Origin of the sequence: Planctomicrobium limosum, assembly GCF_051465645.1 — a bacterium.
Lineage (GTDB): Bacteria > Planctomycetota > Planctomycetia > Planctomycetales > Planctomycetaceae > Planctomicrobium.
This window is the reverse complement of sequence record NZ_CP195790.1, coordinates 1,917,610-1,933,343: the sequence shown is the minus strand read 5'-3', so window position 1 is coordinate 1,933,343 and position 15,734 is coordinate 1,917,610. Positions and strand designations below refer to the sequence as shown.

General features: G+C 52.4%; 10 protein-coding genes and 1 tRNA gene. 6 read left to right on the top strand and 5 right to left on the bottom strand.

What is annotated here, in order from left to right; translation table 11 throughout:
- Positions 1–162: 162 nt before the first annotated feature.
- The gene (locus tag SH527x_RS07285; RefSeq protein WP_437193991.1) at positions 163–1,473 is read right to left on the bottom strand and encodes a HEAT repeat domain-containing protein; all 1,311 of its coding nucleotides are present in this window, start codon (positions 1,471–1,473) and stop codon (positions 163–165) included.
- Positions 1,474–2,206: 733 nt separating this feature from the next.
- Between SH527x_RS07285 and SH527x_RS07280 the strand changes: the two genes are divergently transcribed.
- Positions 2,207–2,983 carry a FliA/WhiG family RNA polymerase sigma factor gene (locus tag SH527x_RS07280; RefSeq protein WP_437193990.1) on the top strand — a complete coding sequence of 259 codons (777 nt, stop codon included), beginning with the start codon at positions 2,207–2,209 and terminating at the stop codon, positions 2,981–2,983.
- Positions 2,984–3,086: 103 nt separating this feature from the next.
- Here SH527x_RS07280 and SH527x_RS07275 read toward each other — a convergent pair whose 3' ends face one another.
- A complete protein-coding gene (locus SH527x_RS07275) occupies positions 3,087–3,653 on the bottom strand; it encodes a GNAT family N-acetyltransferase (protein ID WP_437193989.1) in 567 nt (188 codons plus the stop codon).
- A gap of 58 nt (positions 3,654–3,711) precedes the next feature.
- Complete coding sequence (locus SH527x_RS07270; protein WP_437193988.1) at positions 3,712–5,034, bottom strand: outer membrane protein assembly factor BamB family protein; 1,323 nt, start codon at positions 5,032–5,034, stop codon at positions 3,712–3,714.
- 453 nt (positions 5,035–5,487) lie between these two features.
- On the opposite strand from SH527x_RS07270, the gene SH527x_RS07265 reads away from it, so the two are divergent.
- The gene (locus tag SH527x_RS07265) at positions 5,488–6,522 is read left to right on the top strand and encodes an aldo/keto reductase (RefSeq protein ID WP_437193987.1); all 1,035 of its coding nucleotides are present in this window, start codon (positions 5,488–5,490) and stop codon (positions 6,520–6,522) included.
- Positions 6,523–6,649: 127 nt separating this feature from the next.
- Here SH527x_RS07265 and hflX read toward each other — a convergent pair whose 3' ends face one another.
- On the bottom strand, positions 6,650–8,065 hold the full coding sequence (hflX, locus tag SH527x_RS07260; protein WP_437193986.1) for a GTPase HflX: 1,416 nt from the start codon (positions 8,063–8,065) through the stop codon (positions 6,650–6,652).
- A 180-nt stretch (positions 8,066–8,245) separates the two neighbouring features.
- On the opposite strand from hflX, the gene SH527x_RS07255 reads away from it, so the two are divergent.
- Entirely contained in the window at positions 8,246–9,544 is a 1,299-nt protein-coding gene (locus SH527x_RS07255; protein ID WP_437193985.1) for a YkgJ family cysteine cluster protein, read from the top strand.
- A gap of 126 nt (positions 9,545–9,670) precedes the next feature.
- Here SH527x_RS07255 and SH527x_RS07250 read toward each other — a convergent pair whose 3' ends face one another.
- On the bottom strand, positions 9,671–12,343 hold the full coding sequence (locus tag SH527x_RS07250; RefSeq protein WP_437193984.1) for a PVC-type heme-binding CxxCH protein: 2,673 nt from the start codon (positions 12,341–12,343) through the stop codon (positions 9,671–9,673).
- Positions 12,344–12,780: 437 nt separating this feature from the next.
- Here SH527x_RS07250 and SH527x_RS07245 point away from each other — a divergent pair, with 437 nt between their 5' ends.
- From SH527x_RS07245 to SH527x_RS07235, 3 genes are all read left to right on the top strand, one after another.
- Positions 12,781–13,455 (top strand): hypothetical protein, encoded by a 675-nt coding sequence (locus SH527x_RS07245; protein WP_437193983.1) that lies wholly within the window; start codon positions 12,781–12,783, stop codon positions 13,453–13,455.
- Positions 13,456–13,639: 184 nt separating this feature from the next.
- On the top strand, positions 13,640–15,238 hold the full coding sequence (locus SH527x_RS07240; protein ID WP_437193982.1) for a Ppx/GppA phosphatase family protein: 1,599 nt from the start codon (positions 13,640–13,642) through the stop codon (positions 15,236–15,238).
- Positions 15,239–15,526: 288 nt separating this feature from the next.
- A tRNA-Asn gene (locus tag SH527x_RS07235) sits at positions 15,527–15,599 on the top strand.
- The last annotated feature ends 135 nt before the right edge of the window (positions 15,600–15,734 follow it).

Here is a 15,734-nt window from a genome sequence, read left to right as displayed (position 1 = left end):
GAGCCTGTCTTGACGACAAATCAGAGTGTAGTGAAGTGTTGATTTCTGAAAGTTGGCGGAGTCAATCTGAATGACGATGCAGGTTTCGCGTGCCTGAAGAAGAGGCGGCCTCAACAGAGAGTGACTGGATGGCCGGATGGAAGAGGTGAGTTGTGAATTGGATTATGGAGATTTCTGAATCGCCCACCAGACGTGCCAGTCACGCTCGTTATAGCCAAGGTCCTGGCCGGTCAGCTTGACCAGTGCCTCAAGAACGGTCGGGTTCTTCAGGTCTTCGGAAACGGTGACTCGCTGCATGACGATGGGAGTGGTCGGATTCTGAATCACTCCGTAGGGGAGCTGCCCGGTTCGTGCAGCAATCTCAACTTCCGGAGGCAGGTTTGTTGTGAACGGTCTTCGATCGCGTCCGACGGTGATTCCTGAACCTCCTCCGATGGGGGTCGGAACATCAATATTATAGTAGTGGGTCGTCACCAAAGCTTCGATCAGCGCCGGCACCGCTCGCGTGTCGCCAATCTCGCCCAACGCTTCAGCGGCTCGCCTCACAACCAGATTCGACCGGTTTGACAGACCTGTAATGATGATTGGAACCCCAAGACGGGTCCGAGTCGGGACAATTGCTCGCAGGGCATTTGAGCGGACCAGATCACTGGGGTCATTCAGCAGGCGATCGACAAGAGGCGTGATTGCCTGATTGCTGTCGATCTGTTTGAGGATCTGTATATAGAGAAGCCGGATGTCGTTTGATTCGTGTTGCGACATCATCTGCATCAGCGGATTCAAAGCGTCGGGATCTCGAATCTGCTGGAGTTCCGCAATTGCTTTCATCTGACGGTCTTGAACTCCGGAAGCGATTGCCGCCATCCAGCCGCGGATCTTCCCTTTCCATTCTCCCTCTTTTGACTTCTTTGCCGAGTTCGCTTCGAGAAGATCAAGTTCCTGCCTGGTGACCCATTTCCCCTGATAGCGGAAATAGCCACGTTCAGTCATGACGTCGTCTTTGGTCATCCATCTGCCAAAGTGCCGGACGTAGCCTAATACCCGACGGGCTTCTTCATGGTCAGGATCATAATTGAGAACCTGCTCCAGTTGTTCCTGTCGCTGGTCGAGCAGTCCGTTTACTCGGCACCACTCAGCGAGTTCCAGATGGGCTTCAACTGTCTGCTCAATCTGGCGAGATCGGGTGACATACTCTTCGCTGAGTTCGTTTCGTCTCGCAACGAAATCGATCTCTTCGCCTTCGAGTGTGACTTTTGTGCCAGACCGCGTTTCAATCACGGTCGGCGGAGAAGGCTGGGAGCTTTTCACGCTCTTACCGGCGGGAGTTGCCGAAACTGCTTCTATGATTCGACCACGAACCTCCCCTCCACTCCGCAAGCGGACGACATCGGCGTCAGCGACTGTTGTGAACAGCACTGCCCCGAATGCGATACCGGCAATTTTGGCGAGTGAAGAGAACATCCGATGCGCCATAACAGGGACGGAACTCCGTCCATTCTACCGTGATTGATGTGAGAGACTCAAACAGAAAGCGTTCCGGGTTGGTCTGTTTCTGATGAAGTTCAGAAATCTCGGCAGTTGCAGTTCCCTACAGTCCCCCAGATACCAGATCAGAAGAATGCCTGTTGATTCTGTATCGCATCCCATCGGTCGATCTCGCCGGAGAGACATCCTGCCAGGACTGGTTTGGATCCTCACCTCTGCTAGCACTTTGGATGATCAAGGGGGAAGCGTTCAAATTCCGAAGAGACACCTGTTTGTGGTGGGTCCACCAGCAGGTTCTGCGCATTCCAATTAGAACGGGTTTGGAGCGTCGAGCATGTCGGCAAGTTCTGCGCTGAACACAGTCCTGTCATGACAATTCCGACGAGGCAACTGGACACTCAAGCGTGGTCTCGGATATTTCTCCGCTCCCAATTCAACGAACTCAACCGGACACCTCGCATTTGATCCTGACAGGCCGCAAGAGACGGCTGTAAACAGGCTTCAGCAGAAGTTGCCGACGTACTAATTGATTGGATCCATTGTTATGTGAATTTGTATCAATTGCGACATCTTTACCATTCGAACTCAATTACTTCTCGCGCTGGGTCGATAAAATGATCAAGGATCGGTGTAGAAATAATCATGGAGGAGTCCGCTTCAACTCCATGGAACACCGCTCCGAAACGGCTGCAGCGATGGCACGAGGTCACGGAGGAGTTTTATGACCACGAGGGTCAAAATCGATATCCAGGCAGTCTGGCTAGAATTCAAAAAAGACCAGACGAACCAGGAGCTGCGGAACCGGTTGATTGAAAACTATTTCCCACTCGTTCGTTTTAATGCGGAACGAGTTTGGGCGAAGCTTCCAGATGGGGTGGATCTCAACGATCTCATCTCCGCTGGCGTCTTCGGCCTGATGGACGCGATCGAAGCGTTCGACATGGACCGAGGCGTTAAATTTGAAACATACTGTGTCCCGCGTATTCGTGGAGCGATGCTCGACGAACTGCGGACCATGGACTGGGTGCCACGACTTGTTCGTAGCAAAGCCAGCAAGCTCGAAGCTGCCCGTAAGGAGCTTGAAGCTGCCCACGGTCGTCCACCGACGGACATTGAACTGGCGGCCAAGATGGAGCTGTCACTCGACGATTTTGATAAACTCAAAACCGAGGCGAGTGCTGTCAGTCTGGTCAGTCTGAATAAGAAGTGGTACGAGACGGACAGTTACAAAGACGTTCGCGAGATCGATGTCGTCGAGGATCAAAAGGGTGAAGACCCGACCTTGGGCATCCAGAAACGCGACGTGATGAAACTCGTCACTAAAGGTCTCAACCGCAACGAACGTCTCATTATCATTCTTTATTATTATGAAGAACTGACGATGAAAGAAATCGGGCAGACGCTCGGGCTTTCAGAAAGCCGCGTCAGCCAGATGCACTCGAGCATTGTTTCGCGACTCAAAGATCAACTGCATCGCCGTCGACCAGAGTTTGCGTAAAGCACGATCTGACCTGATCGGGTCAAATGCTGATTTTCAAATGGCTCCCTGAGATTCGTCTCCGGGAGCCTTTTTTCGTTCCTGACAAGGTTTCAGGCAGAGCTCAAGTCAATTGACGTGCCATCCAGTCACGGCGAGAGAGTCGATAAAGGCAATGTTCACTCAATGGACTCTCTTCTGAGACGGCAGGGTGCATGAACGTTGTTGGAGCTTCCTGCATTGCCAGCCGCTTCATGACCGCCTGAGATCGTTTGTTGATGACTGCGGTGAAAGAGACGATCTCATTGAGCTGGAGTTGCTCAAATCCGATCTTAAGTGCGGCATTCGCGGCCTCAGTTGCATAGCCCTTCCCCCAATACGCTTGTGCCAGTCTCCATGCAACTTCCACACAGGGACTGAAGTGAAGTGGCGGTGACGGTTCTTTTAGACCAACGAAGCCAATAAAGGTCCCAGTCTCTCGAAGTTCCACCGCCCACGGTCCCCATCCTTGATTCGCGATCAGGGTCTGCCAGCGTTCGGCCGCTGCGTAGCTCGCGTCACGAGAGAGCGTCGATGGAAAGAACTCCATGACGCGCGGGTCAGCATTGAGATCTGCAAATGGTTCGAAATCGGATGGAAGCCACTGCCGTAGTCGTAGGCGTACCGTTTCGACTTCAATGATCTTATTCATGTTCGAATCGTTCTCTCACTCGTGGCGATTGGATGTTGATGCGAGTGCTCCCGCAGGCTTATCGAGTCTCGCTTGTGATCTTGTAGAGATGCTTGTCACCACGAATCCAGATTGAGCCATTTGCTGCGGAGGGTGATGAGCGAACGATATCGTCGATCTGATTTTTTGCCACAATCTCCATCTCGGGATCTGCCTTGATGACTGTGGTCGTCCCTTCTTCGTTCGTGTAGTACACCAGGTTATTGGCGACGAGGGGGGACGAGATGAAAGTCCCTTTGATTCTCGCTCGGGAAAGCTCTTCGCCGGTTGTCACGTCGAGGCAGAAAGCAGCCCCGTTACTGGCGATCATGTAGATCTTGTCCCCGACTAAAACAGGGCATGACAGGTCGCTGTTAAGCTTGTCTCGCTCCCAGATGAAATGTGATCTTCCGACGTCCCCCAAAGTCGTTTGATCCAGCCGAATGCAGATCAGACGTGCACGCACTGATCCTGAGTGAACGACGAGGTGGTCTTTGTAGAGCAGGGGACGGCATGATGCATTCGGAGTCGGGTACGGCAGTCGCCAGATCTCTTCGCCGGTCTTTGCGTCATAGCCGAAAGCGGTTTGGGCTCCCGGTGAAACCAGTTGCATGCGGTCATCAATTTCGATGAGCATCGGAGTGCCATAGGCTTTGCGATAGTCTCCCCCTGCGCGTGCGTTTCCCTTATCGTCGACGTCCTCAAACTTGGTTGCTCGATCAACTTTCCAGACCGTTTCCCCTGTCTTCTTGTTCAATGCGATAACAAACTGGTGATCGATCCCATCCATCGTGAGGTAAATCAGATCGTTGTAGATCGCCGGTGAGGAACCGGGGCCACGAAAATGCTGGCAATTGATGTCTCTCCGCTCCCAGACGGTCTCGTAAGTTTTCGTGTCGATCCTCGCTGTCCCGTATGTTCCAAAATGGACATACAACGCCTCTTGTTCGAGGATGCAGGAGGGGGAAGCGTACGTGTTGACCTTGTTGAAGAGAGGCTCTGGATCGACGTTTTCGAACAGCAATCTGTGAGCAAGAACTTCACCGGTCTTTTCATCCAGGCAATAAAGATATTGCTGTGTCCCTTCAGCATTGGCAGAGGTCATCCAGACCCGCCCGAGACCGATGATGGGGCTGGAAAGTCCGTGACCTTCCAGCGGGATCTTCAGAGCAATGTTTCGCCCGGTCGCATCGTCCCATTCCGTTGGCAGGCCTTTGGCATCTTCAGCGGGGACGTGGCAATCGTGATTTGGGCCTTGCTTGTCAGGCCAGGGAAGCCGTTCTGCTGCATAAACGGGAACACCTGTCGCAGTCGATGAGACGGCAAGCATCAATGCGAAGAAGAACAAGGTATGCCGAGTCATTGAAGAATCACCTTTAAACCAGTTCGGGCGTTCCTGCGGCCACACAGCAGTCGTGCCACAAGAAGTCGGAATCAGATCTATTTTCAGCAACGGTATGGGCACTTGTCGAGCCTGCTGACGTTTGCAAATCTGATTCATTCGCAGGCGTTTTCGAGATTACCTGCTTGACCGTGTTGGCGGTCGGTGGAAGATGACCAAGATGGAGAGGTTTTGCGTGTGAGAGAATTCGGTCCCGACCTGCTTCGCCGGCTCATGATCAATCGAAGTGAACAAGTCGCTGTGCACGGATCGAATCACACTCGGGATTTCTGGAAATCGCGGGAGCAGAGGGTTCAAATTCATCTTTTCTGCATGAGAGAGACGATGTCGGTGAAGTCGTCGTGTTCATGCCGTCGGCTCAGGTTGGATTCCGATTGATTTCACGGTAGGACAAGTCGCCTTAAGGAGTACAAAGTGGAATACCGTCAGTTTGGAAAGTCCGGTTTACAGGTTCCAGTATTGAGTCTCGGAACAGGGACGTTTGGTGGGACAACGGAGTTCTTCAAGAAGTGGGGAGATACAGACGCGAAAGAGGCAACTCGACTGGTTGATGTCTGTCTCGAACATGGTGTCAACTTCTTCGACACTGCGAACGTGTATTCCAAAGGGGAGTCGGAACGCGTCCTGGGAGCCGCTCTGAAAGGACGACGTGATAAAGCGATTATTTCCTCAAAGGCGACCTTCCCAATGGGCGACGGGCCGAATGAACGAGGTTCGTCTCGCCAGCATTTGTTGAAGGCCTGCGAAGACAGCTTGAAACGTCTTGATACAGATTATCTCGACGTCTACTTCATGCATGGATTTGACGGGCTGACTCCAGTTGAGGAAACACTGGGGGTGTTGGACGATCTCATTCGAGCAGGGAAGATTCGATACATTGGCTGCTCGAATTATTCCGGGTGGCACGTCATGAAAGCGTTGGCGACATCCGAAAAGTATGGACTCGGGCGGTACGTTGCTTATCAGGGGTATTATTCGCTGGTCGGACGCGACTACGAATGGGAACTGATGCCGCTTGCTCTCGACCAAGGGCTCGGGCTCATGGTCTGGAGTCCATTGGGCTGGGGGCGTCTGACCGGAAAGATTCGTCGGGGGCAGCCGATGCCAGAGGGACGTCTGAAATCAGGAGGAGATGTCGGTGGTCCTCAAGTCGATCAGGAATACCTGTATAACGTCGTGGACGCGCTGGACGAAGTGGCCTCAGAGACGGGGAAGAGCACGAGTCAGGTCGCTTTGAACTGGCTGCTGCAACGTCCAAGTGTCGTGAACATCGTGGTGGGTGCTCGAAACGAAGAGCAACTTCGTGAGAATCTGGGTGCTGTTGGTTGGAGCTTAACTGCAGAGCAGGTCGAGAAACTGGATAACGCCAGCCGCCGTCCGTTGGCCTATCCGTATTGGCACCAGTTGCAGACCACCGCTTCAATTTATCCAAAGCCAGTGAAGTGGTAACCGTCGAACCTGATGTCCGAAGTCAGACATCTGAAGTCAGTTGTCTGTGATCAAAAGAAGAACGCGGTTGGCGGTCAAATTGTGACTGCCAACCGCGTTTGCATTCTTGAGTCGCTCGCTCACCGAATCAGGCGGGATTCTCGGTTAACTCGTAAATCACTTCTTGCTTTCTGGCGATCGGTTGGCCATCGAGGGTCGTGATAGACGCCCCGATTTTCTCAACGAGATGGACAAACCGTTTGGCGATCCGGCACTGATAAACGACCTTCTCTTCCTGATAGTCGGTGCTCACCACTTCGGAGTGTTCAACGAGGAAAGAATGAACTTTACCGTTGCCGACATCCGCCGTTATCAGCACCTCAAGGAAGCCGCTGCTTAAACGGTCAGAGACCATCTGAGCCAGTTTATCCAGTCCGATCTTGTCTCGCGCACTCACCGTCACCGAGTTCGGGTGTCGGGATCGCATGACGTCGACCCAGGCCCGATCCGGGGCCGCATCGACTTTATTCAAGACAAGAATCGATTCGCTGGCATCGACTTTCAACTCGGCCAGCACTTTATTGACGGTCTCAATATGCTGTTCGGCCTGAGGATGGCTGACATCCACAACGTGCAGCAAGAGATCGGCGTGACGGGCTTCTGCCAAAGTCGATTTGAACGATGCGACCAGATGGTGCGGCAAGTCTCGAATAAAACCGACGGTGTCACTCAGCAACACTTCACCCCAGCGTGGAACTTTCCACTTTCGGGTTTTTGTGTCGAGCGTGGCGAAGAGTTTATTCGCGATGTAAACATCCGCTCCGGTCAGCGCGTTCATTAACGTGCTTTTCCCGGCATTCGTATATCCCACGAGGGAAACGGACACATGCGAGGTTCGGCTCGACGCCTGCATTTCCCGGCGTTCTTCGACGGCTTTGAGTTTGCGTTTGAGTTCGTCAATACGCTTGTCAACGAGTCGTCGGTCTGTTTCCAGCTGCTTTTCCCCAGGACCACGACCGCTGCCGATCCCCCCTTCAATACGTTCAAGGTGGGTCCACATGCGGGTCAGGCGAGGACGTAGATACAACAGCTGCGCCAATTCCACTTGCAGCTGTGCCTCAAACGAACTGGCGTGGGTCGCGAAGATGTCCAGAATGACTTCGCTTCGATCCACTACCTGACACTTTGTTGTTTCTTCAATATGCTTCCCCTGAGATGGGGAAAGGTGGTTGTCGAAGACAATCAGGTCAGCGCCTGTCGCCCCGATCAATTCCTTTAATTCCTGCAGTTTTCCTTTTCCAAGGTAGGATGCAGGATCAGGTTTGTCTCGAGCCTGAAAGAGAGTGCCCAAGACTTCAGTACCAGCTGTTTCGACTAACCCTTCAATCTCTTCAAAGATGTGTTCCTTCTGTTTTGCGATATCGGGATCGCGCACCGCGACCAGAATGCATTTTCGGGAATTGACTTGTAGAGATTCTCGATGTGGTTCACCCAAATCGGGCTCCTTATCAAATATAGTTGAGATCGCGTCGTAACTGCGATTTTCATTAATCAGTGAGTCCATTTCGGCATTCCGCCTTCATGGTCATTCTCACTGAACTTGTTGTCCAAACGTTATTGTATGCGTTGATCATTCGTTTCACAGAAGACAATTCTTCCCAATTCAAAGTTCGCGAGAATCTTCGGTGGGAATTTCTGCTGCCAAACAATAGACGAAACTGCCCGTCACAGCCATGATTACGGCATGGGGACAATTCCGATTCATCTTCCAATTCTGCAGAACTGGAGCTGCCACAATTGTGGAGGCTGCTGCCGGGAACACGCCATTTATATCACGGAGGAAGAACGGGATCGTATTCTTGCCCAGAATTGGACGCCTGCTCAAGGGATTCCCGCGGATCAGCCGATTTTCAATACGGAACGCAGCTGGTTTGCAAAACCTCGCATTCGACTGGCCCATCAGGCCGACGGAGGCTGTGTTTTTCTGGACGATCAAGGGCTCTGCCGGATCCATGGAAAATTTGGTGAAGCCGCCAAGCCGCTTGCCTGTCGACTCTATCCATACGTCTTTCACCCCAGTGGAGATGGCGTTACCGTCAGTCTTCGATTCAGTTGCCCGTCTGTCGCCGACAACCTCGGTGCACCCGTCCAGAAGCAGCAGAAGGAAATTGCGGCTCTTGCGGACGGCGTTCTTCCCAAGCCGTATCGCTGGCCTGAAGCACCGTTGCTGACTGACAAGACGCGCCTGATCTGGTCAGACACGATGGTTGTCATCGAGGCGTTGGACGGTGCGTTTGCTGATTCAGAGACGCCTGTTCAATTGCAGCTGCTGCGTGCTCTTTTCTGGATGGATCTGGTTCAACAGGCCAAGTTTAAAAAGATCTCTGGAGAACGTCTGGCTGAGCTGCTGACGTTGTTGAAAGAAGCGTCCGCCGTCGAACTCCCGATGTTGCCAGAAACACGGCCGATTACGGAACTTATTACTCGAATACAATTTCGACAGTTGGCCGGGCGATATGCTCGAAAAGACACGGAAGCGAACATCGACACTTCGATTCGCGGACGTTTTGAACTGCTGAAAACTGCAGTTCAACTGGCGGGACTTACCGGTGGGGATTTGCCTTCATTGGGTGAAGGATTAAAGCCGGTTCCTATTCAGACCCTGGATGAATCCTTTGGCGAGCTTCCAGACCGTTCGGTGGAGATGTTCAGACGATACTTTCGCGTGAAGATTCAGGGGCTTCATTTCTGTGGGCCGGCCTATTATGACCAGCCGATGACAGAAGGATTTCAGGCTTTGGCTCTCGCATTTGCTGCGACTCTCTGGATTGCAAAATGGCTGGCAGCTTCCGATGGAAGATCCGAGTGGACCCATGCCGATTTGCGCGCGGCGCTCAATCTGATTGATCATCAGCATGGTTACTCTCCGGCGCTGGGAACGTGGGAAGCACGTCGTCGCATCAAGAACTTCGCGGCGACCGGGCAGATTGTAAATCTGGTTCTCTATACGTCACTCAATCGCCCATTCGAATCCCGGAAATAGTCTCCGGTGATGGTAAGCAGGCCGATTGGATTCTCAAAAGAAAAGGACCGTCGAAGAGATCTCTTCGGCGGTCCCAGATTCAATCAAGTCTTATGAATCAGTGCTTCCCGGTGAAAGCATTCTGAATTACTTCGACTCCGATGTCTTGGCACTGATCCTTCGCTGAAGTGTTTCCTGGGTCTCTTTGAAGACGTATTCCAGGTAGACATCCTGTTCGTGCAGCAGGGCTTCAACAGTGACGTCCAATGCTTCCTGACTGTCGAAGAAGCTCAGTGCGCGAATTGCTTCAAGACGCACGCGTGGGAACTCATCATTGACCGCCTTCTGCAGAATCTCCAGTGGTTGGTCGAGCTGATCAATTGAATAACTGACTGCGCGAACGGCAGCGGCGCGTGCGTGTCCGCTCTTTGCTTCAAGCAGTTTGTTCAGCAACTTGACATCAAGCACGGCGACTTGTTGCTTCACCCAGAAGCCTTCGAGCAGCATACGCTCGTAGTCAGCGGATTCAGGTGATAGCTGGGCGATCCACTGATCGACAGCGGCCACTACTTTCTTTGGATCTCGGTCACGGAGTTCGCGACGAACACGGTATCGAGTCCGGTCTTCGTAGCTGCTCAGCAGTTTGACAAGATTCTCTTCGGACTCGCCTGCAATCTTGGCTGGTTTGACGAGTGGTTTGCCTTTGTAGCTGATGCGCCAGATTCGCCCATGAATCTTAGAACGGTTCGGGTCGCGAATCGAGTGCTGCATATGGCCAACGAGCGGATTGTACCAGTCGAGGAGATACAGGGCTCCATCAGGTCCAAATTGAATATCAACAGGACGGAAGTTCGGGTCGGATGAACGCAGCAGTGGACTGACCGGATCTGCATGGTAGCCAGACCCTTCTTCACGCAGGCGGTATTGCAACACTCCCTGAAAGCCGATGCAGTTATTCAGGAGGAAGTCACCCTGCATCTCGTCCGGGAAGTTTCGGGACGAAACGATTTCGCAGCCACAGGTCGGCCGCCATTGCTTCTCCAGGAACTGCTTCATCCCTGGATGCTTCCGTGGGAAGTCGATGTCCCCAGAGAAAGGACCTGCAATGTAGTTGTTTCCGCCAGAGGCGTCGGCAATCAGGTTTTGTCCCCATTTGTCGAAGATCTGCCCCCACGGATTGGCGAACGTGTACGAGACGAAATTGCTGAAGTGTGAAGACTTCGGATCAAAACGATAAACCGCAGCATTGGCTGAACGGGTCAGTCCGAATGGGGATTCAATCTGTGAGTGATGGAAGATCCCTTCCGCAAAATAGAGCTCTCCACCTGGTCCCCATTCAAACGCATGCAACGCATGGTGAGAATCGCCGGAATCGAGCCCGTGCAGAACATATTCCTGCTTGTCGGCCTTGCCGTCTCCGTCAGTATCTTTCAGGAACAGCATGTTGGGTTGAGCAGAGACATACGCCCCACCGTCGGCGAGTTCGACTCCAATTGGAATATACAGGTTTTCTGCGAAAATCTGCTGGTGATCAGCTTTTCCATCGCCGTCCTTGTCGGACAGGATCAGGATCTTGTCATTCACCGGGACGCCGGGCAGATACTGAGGATATGCGGCATTCGTTGTGACCCAAATTCGTCCTTCTGCATCGAAGGTCATTGAAACCGGATTCTGCAGCTCAGGGAATTCAACCTCTGAAGCAAACAGGTTGACCTCAAACCCCTCTGCAACAGTGAAGCTCTTCAATGCTTCCTGTGGCGGAGTGATGGCAATTTCTTTTGTGAAGTTGGTTTCAATGGCAGGCAGTTCGCCTGTGTTTGAATCGTCGATTTTGGCTGGAAGCTGTTTTCCCTGAGATGCCCCCCAGACGCGCTGATCGCGATTGGCAATCATCTTTCGCAGCTTTTCGAACTCAGGCGGGAAGTTCACGACTCCGAACGGCTTCTTGCGTCCGCCGTAGATGTAGTATCCGTTGACGGCTCGATAATCATAGAAGAACTGCTTGTTCTTCTCGGTGATTTCCTTTTTGATGGCCTTCAATGCTTCAGGTGCAGTCTTGACTGGAGTGCCAAACAACTCTTGATCGAGAATTTTGGCGAGTGCTTCATCTCCTGCATCCGTCAGGTGGCAACCGTTGATTGTCAGTTGCGTCTTCGAGTCATCAAGCAGCGGTTCAGTTGGCTGGAAGAGATTCACGAACTGGACGTCCGCCTTCGCTGCGACCTTCTCCATTGCCCCAACGTAAAGAGCGATGTTCTTGTTGTTGCGAGTTGCCGCCTTGACGCCAGTGCCGGGCAGATCTTCGTTGGCAATTGGCGAAAACAGGATGATTCGCGGAGCAACTTTCACTTCCCCTTGCTTGTCCTGTTCGTTCGGTTCGAACTTCCCGACAGGATAAGTGTGAGTGGGGTATTTGAGTTGCTTCAAACCTGCCAGAAACTTCTCCAGTTCCTGCTTGAAGGCCGGGATTCCCGCTTCTCCAGCAAACGATTCGTTATATCCGAAGAAGGCAAAAATCACGTTTGGCTGATGGTCGATCAGCGTGTGGCCGTGATCCTGAAAATCCTGTGACCGAAGTCGCAGCGTAATGGAATCGCCAGACCAACCCAGATTGCGGTAGACGAGTTGCTTGTCCGGGAACCGTGCATGAAGCAGGGTTTCAAAGTTGTTGTAATACTGCTGCCGCTCGGCCAGCGTGTTGCCGATGACGACAATCTTGTCGCCTTGATTGAAGGTCAATGGCTCTGCTGCGGAGCCAGAATGCGGCATGATGGAATGCCACATACAAACTGCAGCCAGACACAACAGTGGTCTCAGCATCGTTGCTTCCTGTGAGGGGAAATTCAGTCAATCTCACTCACGCTGATTCTTTCACTCAGTTTCAGCTCCAGCAACGTTCATAACGTTTTTGGTGGCTTGCGGATGCGGTGAAAGTGTGCGTGAGCGATCAAGATACTTTATCTCGGTTGATGTTACAGAATTGTCGCGTTCAGGGAGTCACTCAGGAGATCCGTTGTGGTCTGGATCACATGCGAGTTTCCCTGACGATCCCGGGACGAATCAGTCTCCAATTCATCACGAAGGCGGTATTTGCCCTACAACCCTTCAACTCATAAACACTCGTTAATTGCGATTGTGGCGTAAGTCCGATTCAATGTAAAATGAAGGACGGTATTGACTTCCTGAAATCCTGCGACACTCTTTAGTTAGACCGAGTTACAACGATTGTTGCCGACGCGGAATATTCCACCTGCCAATTGTCCTATCTTCTGACTGTCACGGACCCTGCGGTAAATATTATGGGCCTGCACTCCTATTACTCGCGACTCCAGTTGAATCAGCATCTCAGCGGGTCTCCTTATGGGTCCATCTATTGGAAGGGGATGTTGCTGGGACTACTGCTGGCCGGAGTTTGGACATTCGTATCGACTCCAACCCGACAGATCACAGCCGGCGTTCCTGATTCCTCTACCGGGCAGCGCACCATTGGGAGTGATCAGGTTGAAGTGCGCGGACAGTCTGGCGTTGAAGGGGTGAAAGAGGTCCCTGATTCTGCGGGCAAGGTGACAGTTAATTCTGCAGAGGTTGTGGTTTCCGATGACAATCTGGTCGGGCGATGGTTGCTCGATCAGAGTATCCGCCGGGAGATTGATATCCGCCCGGACGGGACGGCCTCAATGAAAGTGACGCTCGATTTTTTGACTAGCCTGATCTACGGCAAAGAACTGACGTTGAATCTGAATTGGACTCTGAAGGGGAATCTGCTCACTCATACCGTCGTCAGTGGAGTACCCCAGGCCAATGTGGATCGACTGGTTTCTCAGTACGGGGCATCGATGACCTACCGTGTCGTGGAATCGAGTCCAGACGGGATGATTCTGGAAGGCCCGTTAAATTCCAGTTCTCGTGAGGATTGGAAGCCGATTCGTTAGCGCCAAGTCGGTTGTCCGATTTCTTTTGCCGGATCGTGTGAAGGGATCGCGGTGCACCAGCGAGTAGAAGGTCCCCTGTGCAGACTGGCTGTGAAAATGCTCTAATGGGGGCGTTGAGAAAAGTCGTTGAGCGAGCCGCGTTTGCCTCCCGTTCTGGTCATATTTTAGTGGATTGAGCCCAGTTGTGAGTACTTCCTTTCGTGGGGCACAGGAACGTGTCCGGACCGTGGCGGTGATCGATATCGGGACATCCGCGATTCGGATGGCGATTGCCGAGATTCAGCCGGAAGGTTCAATTCGAACCTTGGAATCTCTTACTCAAGCCGTTCATCTGGGAACGGATGCCTTCATCAGTGGAGAACTCTCGCGGACCACAATTGAAGAGTGCGTTTCTGTTCTTCGCAGTTACCGCAGTAAGCTCGACGAGTATCGCATCACGCGTCAGGAAGATATCCGTATTGTTGCAACAAGTGCGGTACGGGAAGCGCTGAATAGAATCACATTTATTGATCGAATCTTCGTTGCGACTGGTTTGTCGGTCGAAACTCTCGAAGAAGCGGAAGTCCACCGAATTATCTTCCGCAGCGTGCAACCGCTTCTGAAAGAGCGAGCGTCTCTTTTCAAATCAGAGTCGGTTGTTGTTGAAGTCGGAGGCGGGAACACGGAACTGCTGACTCTTGTTCAGGGAAACGTTTCATACACTCATGGTTTCCGTCTCGGGTCGTTGCGACTCCAGCAGCTTGTCAGCACTTATCGAGTTTCAAGAAACAAAGTCCGGCACGTTCTCGAAGGGGAAATTCACAGTCATCTCGAACCGTTTCACGAGCAGTTCAAGTCTCACACCGGAGCGAATATGGTCGCCATGGGTGGGGACATTCGATTTGCGGTGCAGGAGATTGAGAATGTCTCGCTGACGGATGACAAACTGATCGAACTGTCAGTGTCGAAGCTGACCAAGTTTATCGAATACATCTTCTCACGCAGTGAAGAACAGCTGGTCAGTGAGTTTCATCTGACGTATCAGGAGGCCGAAACGGTTGGACCGGCGTTGCTGGTCAATCTCCAGTTTGCATCGCTGCTGGAAGTCCCGAAGATTTACGTCTGCAACATGAATCTCCGCGACGGACTGTTGCGGGACATGTCTGAAGGCGGCCTGTGGACTGACGATTTTCAGAAGCAGATCATTCGGGCCACCTGGGAACTCGCACATCGTTACCATGTCGACGAGGATCACGCCCGCAATGTTGCTGAACTGTGCAGGCAGCTGTTTCGACAACTGCGAAAAGAGCACGGACTGGATGACCGGTTTGAAACCTTACTGTACGTTGCGGCGGCGCTTCACGAAGCAGGGGCATTCATCAATGTCTCGAGTATGCACAAACACTCGATGTATCTGATCATGAACAGTACGCTGTTCGGGTTAACGGCGGATGATCTGCTGTTGGTCGGCCTCGTTGCCCGCTACCATCGCCGCTCAATGCCGAAGACGACACACCAGCCGTATGCCTCGATGGATCGTAGTCGGAGAGTCGTTGTATCCAAGCTCGCCGCGATCCTGCGAATTGCACTCGCTCTGGACGCCTCTCGTAATCAGCGAATTCGTCAGATTGAATGCAGTCGGGTGAGAAACCGAATCGTGATCTCGGTCGCCACGGCTGAGGATCTCTCGATTGAGCAGATTGCCTTGCGGCGAAATCAGGGCTTTTTCGAAACAATCTTTGGACTCGATGTCTTCTTGCGATCTCAAATGAAGCCGACCATCTCTGAACGAACAATGTTTTAGCAGGTTTGGGTGAACCTGCTGGCTGAGAGGGTGTCCGGAAGGAAGGCATCTGCAGGGCCACATGCGGATGCCCCCGTGCCAGAAACGTTGGAGAACGTCGAAAATTGCTCTCCATACAAGACGCATCAGTGGGCTGTGGTGCGTTTGTGTGGGCTGGTGATAATCCGAAAAGAATTGTTCACCGGCACTTCTCGCCATGTCCAAGACGTTTTCATAAAAAGTCTTACGATGTTTGGCTTGTTGGGTTGAAAGTCATCTTCGTTTGAAATATTTTACGCCCACACATTTTCCCCGATAGCTCAATCGGTAGAGCGGCGGACTGTTAATCCGTAGGTCGTAGGTTCGAGCCCTACTCGGGGAGCTTTCTGGACGGTTATGCGAACCAAGCCGTCCAAGGTTAACACAGGCGGAGCCGTTTCCGATTTCGGGGACGGCTCCGTTTGTCGTTTCCGGGTTTGGATTTCCGTCATCCGGGCTGTCGTCTGCGTCGAAATCG

What these genes read in the sequence shown, in the direction of transcription:
- SH527x_RS07255 (WP_437193985.1), top strand. Translation starts at nt 8,246, where the DNA reads ATGGGGACAATTCCGATTCATCTTCCAATTCTGCAGAACTGGAGCTGC.
- SH527x_RS07270 (WP_437193988.1), bottom strand. Translation starts at nt 5,034, where the DNA reads ATGACTCGGCATACCTTGTTCTTCTTCGCATTGATGCTTGCCGTCTCA.
- SH527x_RS07280 (WP_437193990.1), top strand. Translation starts at nt 2,207, where the DNA reads ATGACCACGAGGGTCAAAATCGATATCCAGGCAGTCTGGCTAGAATTC.
- SH527x_RS07275 (WP_437193989.1), bottom strand. Translation starts at nt 3,653, where the DNA reads ATGAATAAGATCATTGAAGTCGAAACGGTACGCCTACGACTACGGCAG.
- SH527x_RS07285 (WP_437193991.1), bottom strand. Translation starts at nt 1,473, where the DNA reads ATGGCGCATCGGATGTTCTCTTCACTCGCCAAAATTGCCGGTATCGCA.
- hflX (WP_437193986.1), bottom strand. Translation starts at nt 8,065, where the DNA reads ATGGACTCACTGATTAATGAAAATCGCAGTTACGACGCGATCTCAACT.
- SH527x_RS07250 (WP_437193984.1), bottom strand. Translation starts at nt 12,343, where the DNA reads ATGCTGAGACCACTGTTGTGTCTGGCTGCAGTTTGTATGTGGCATTCC.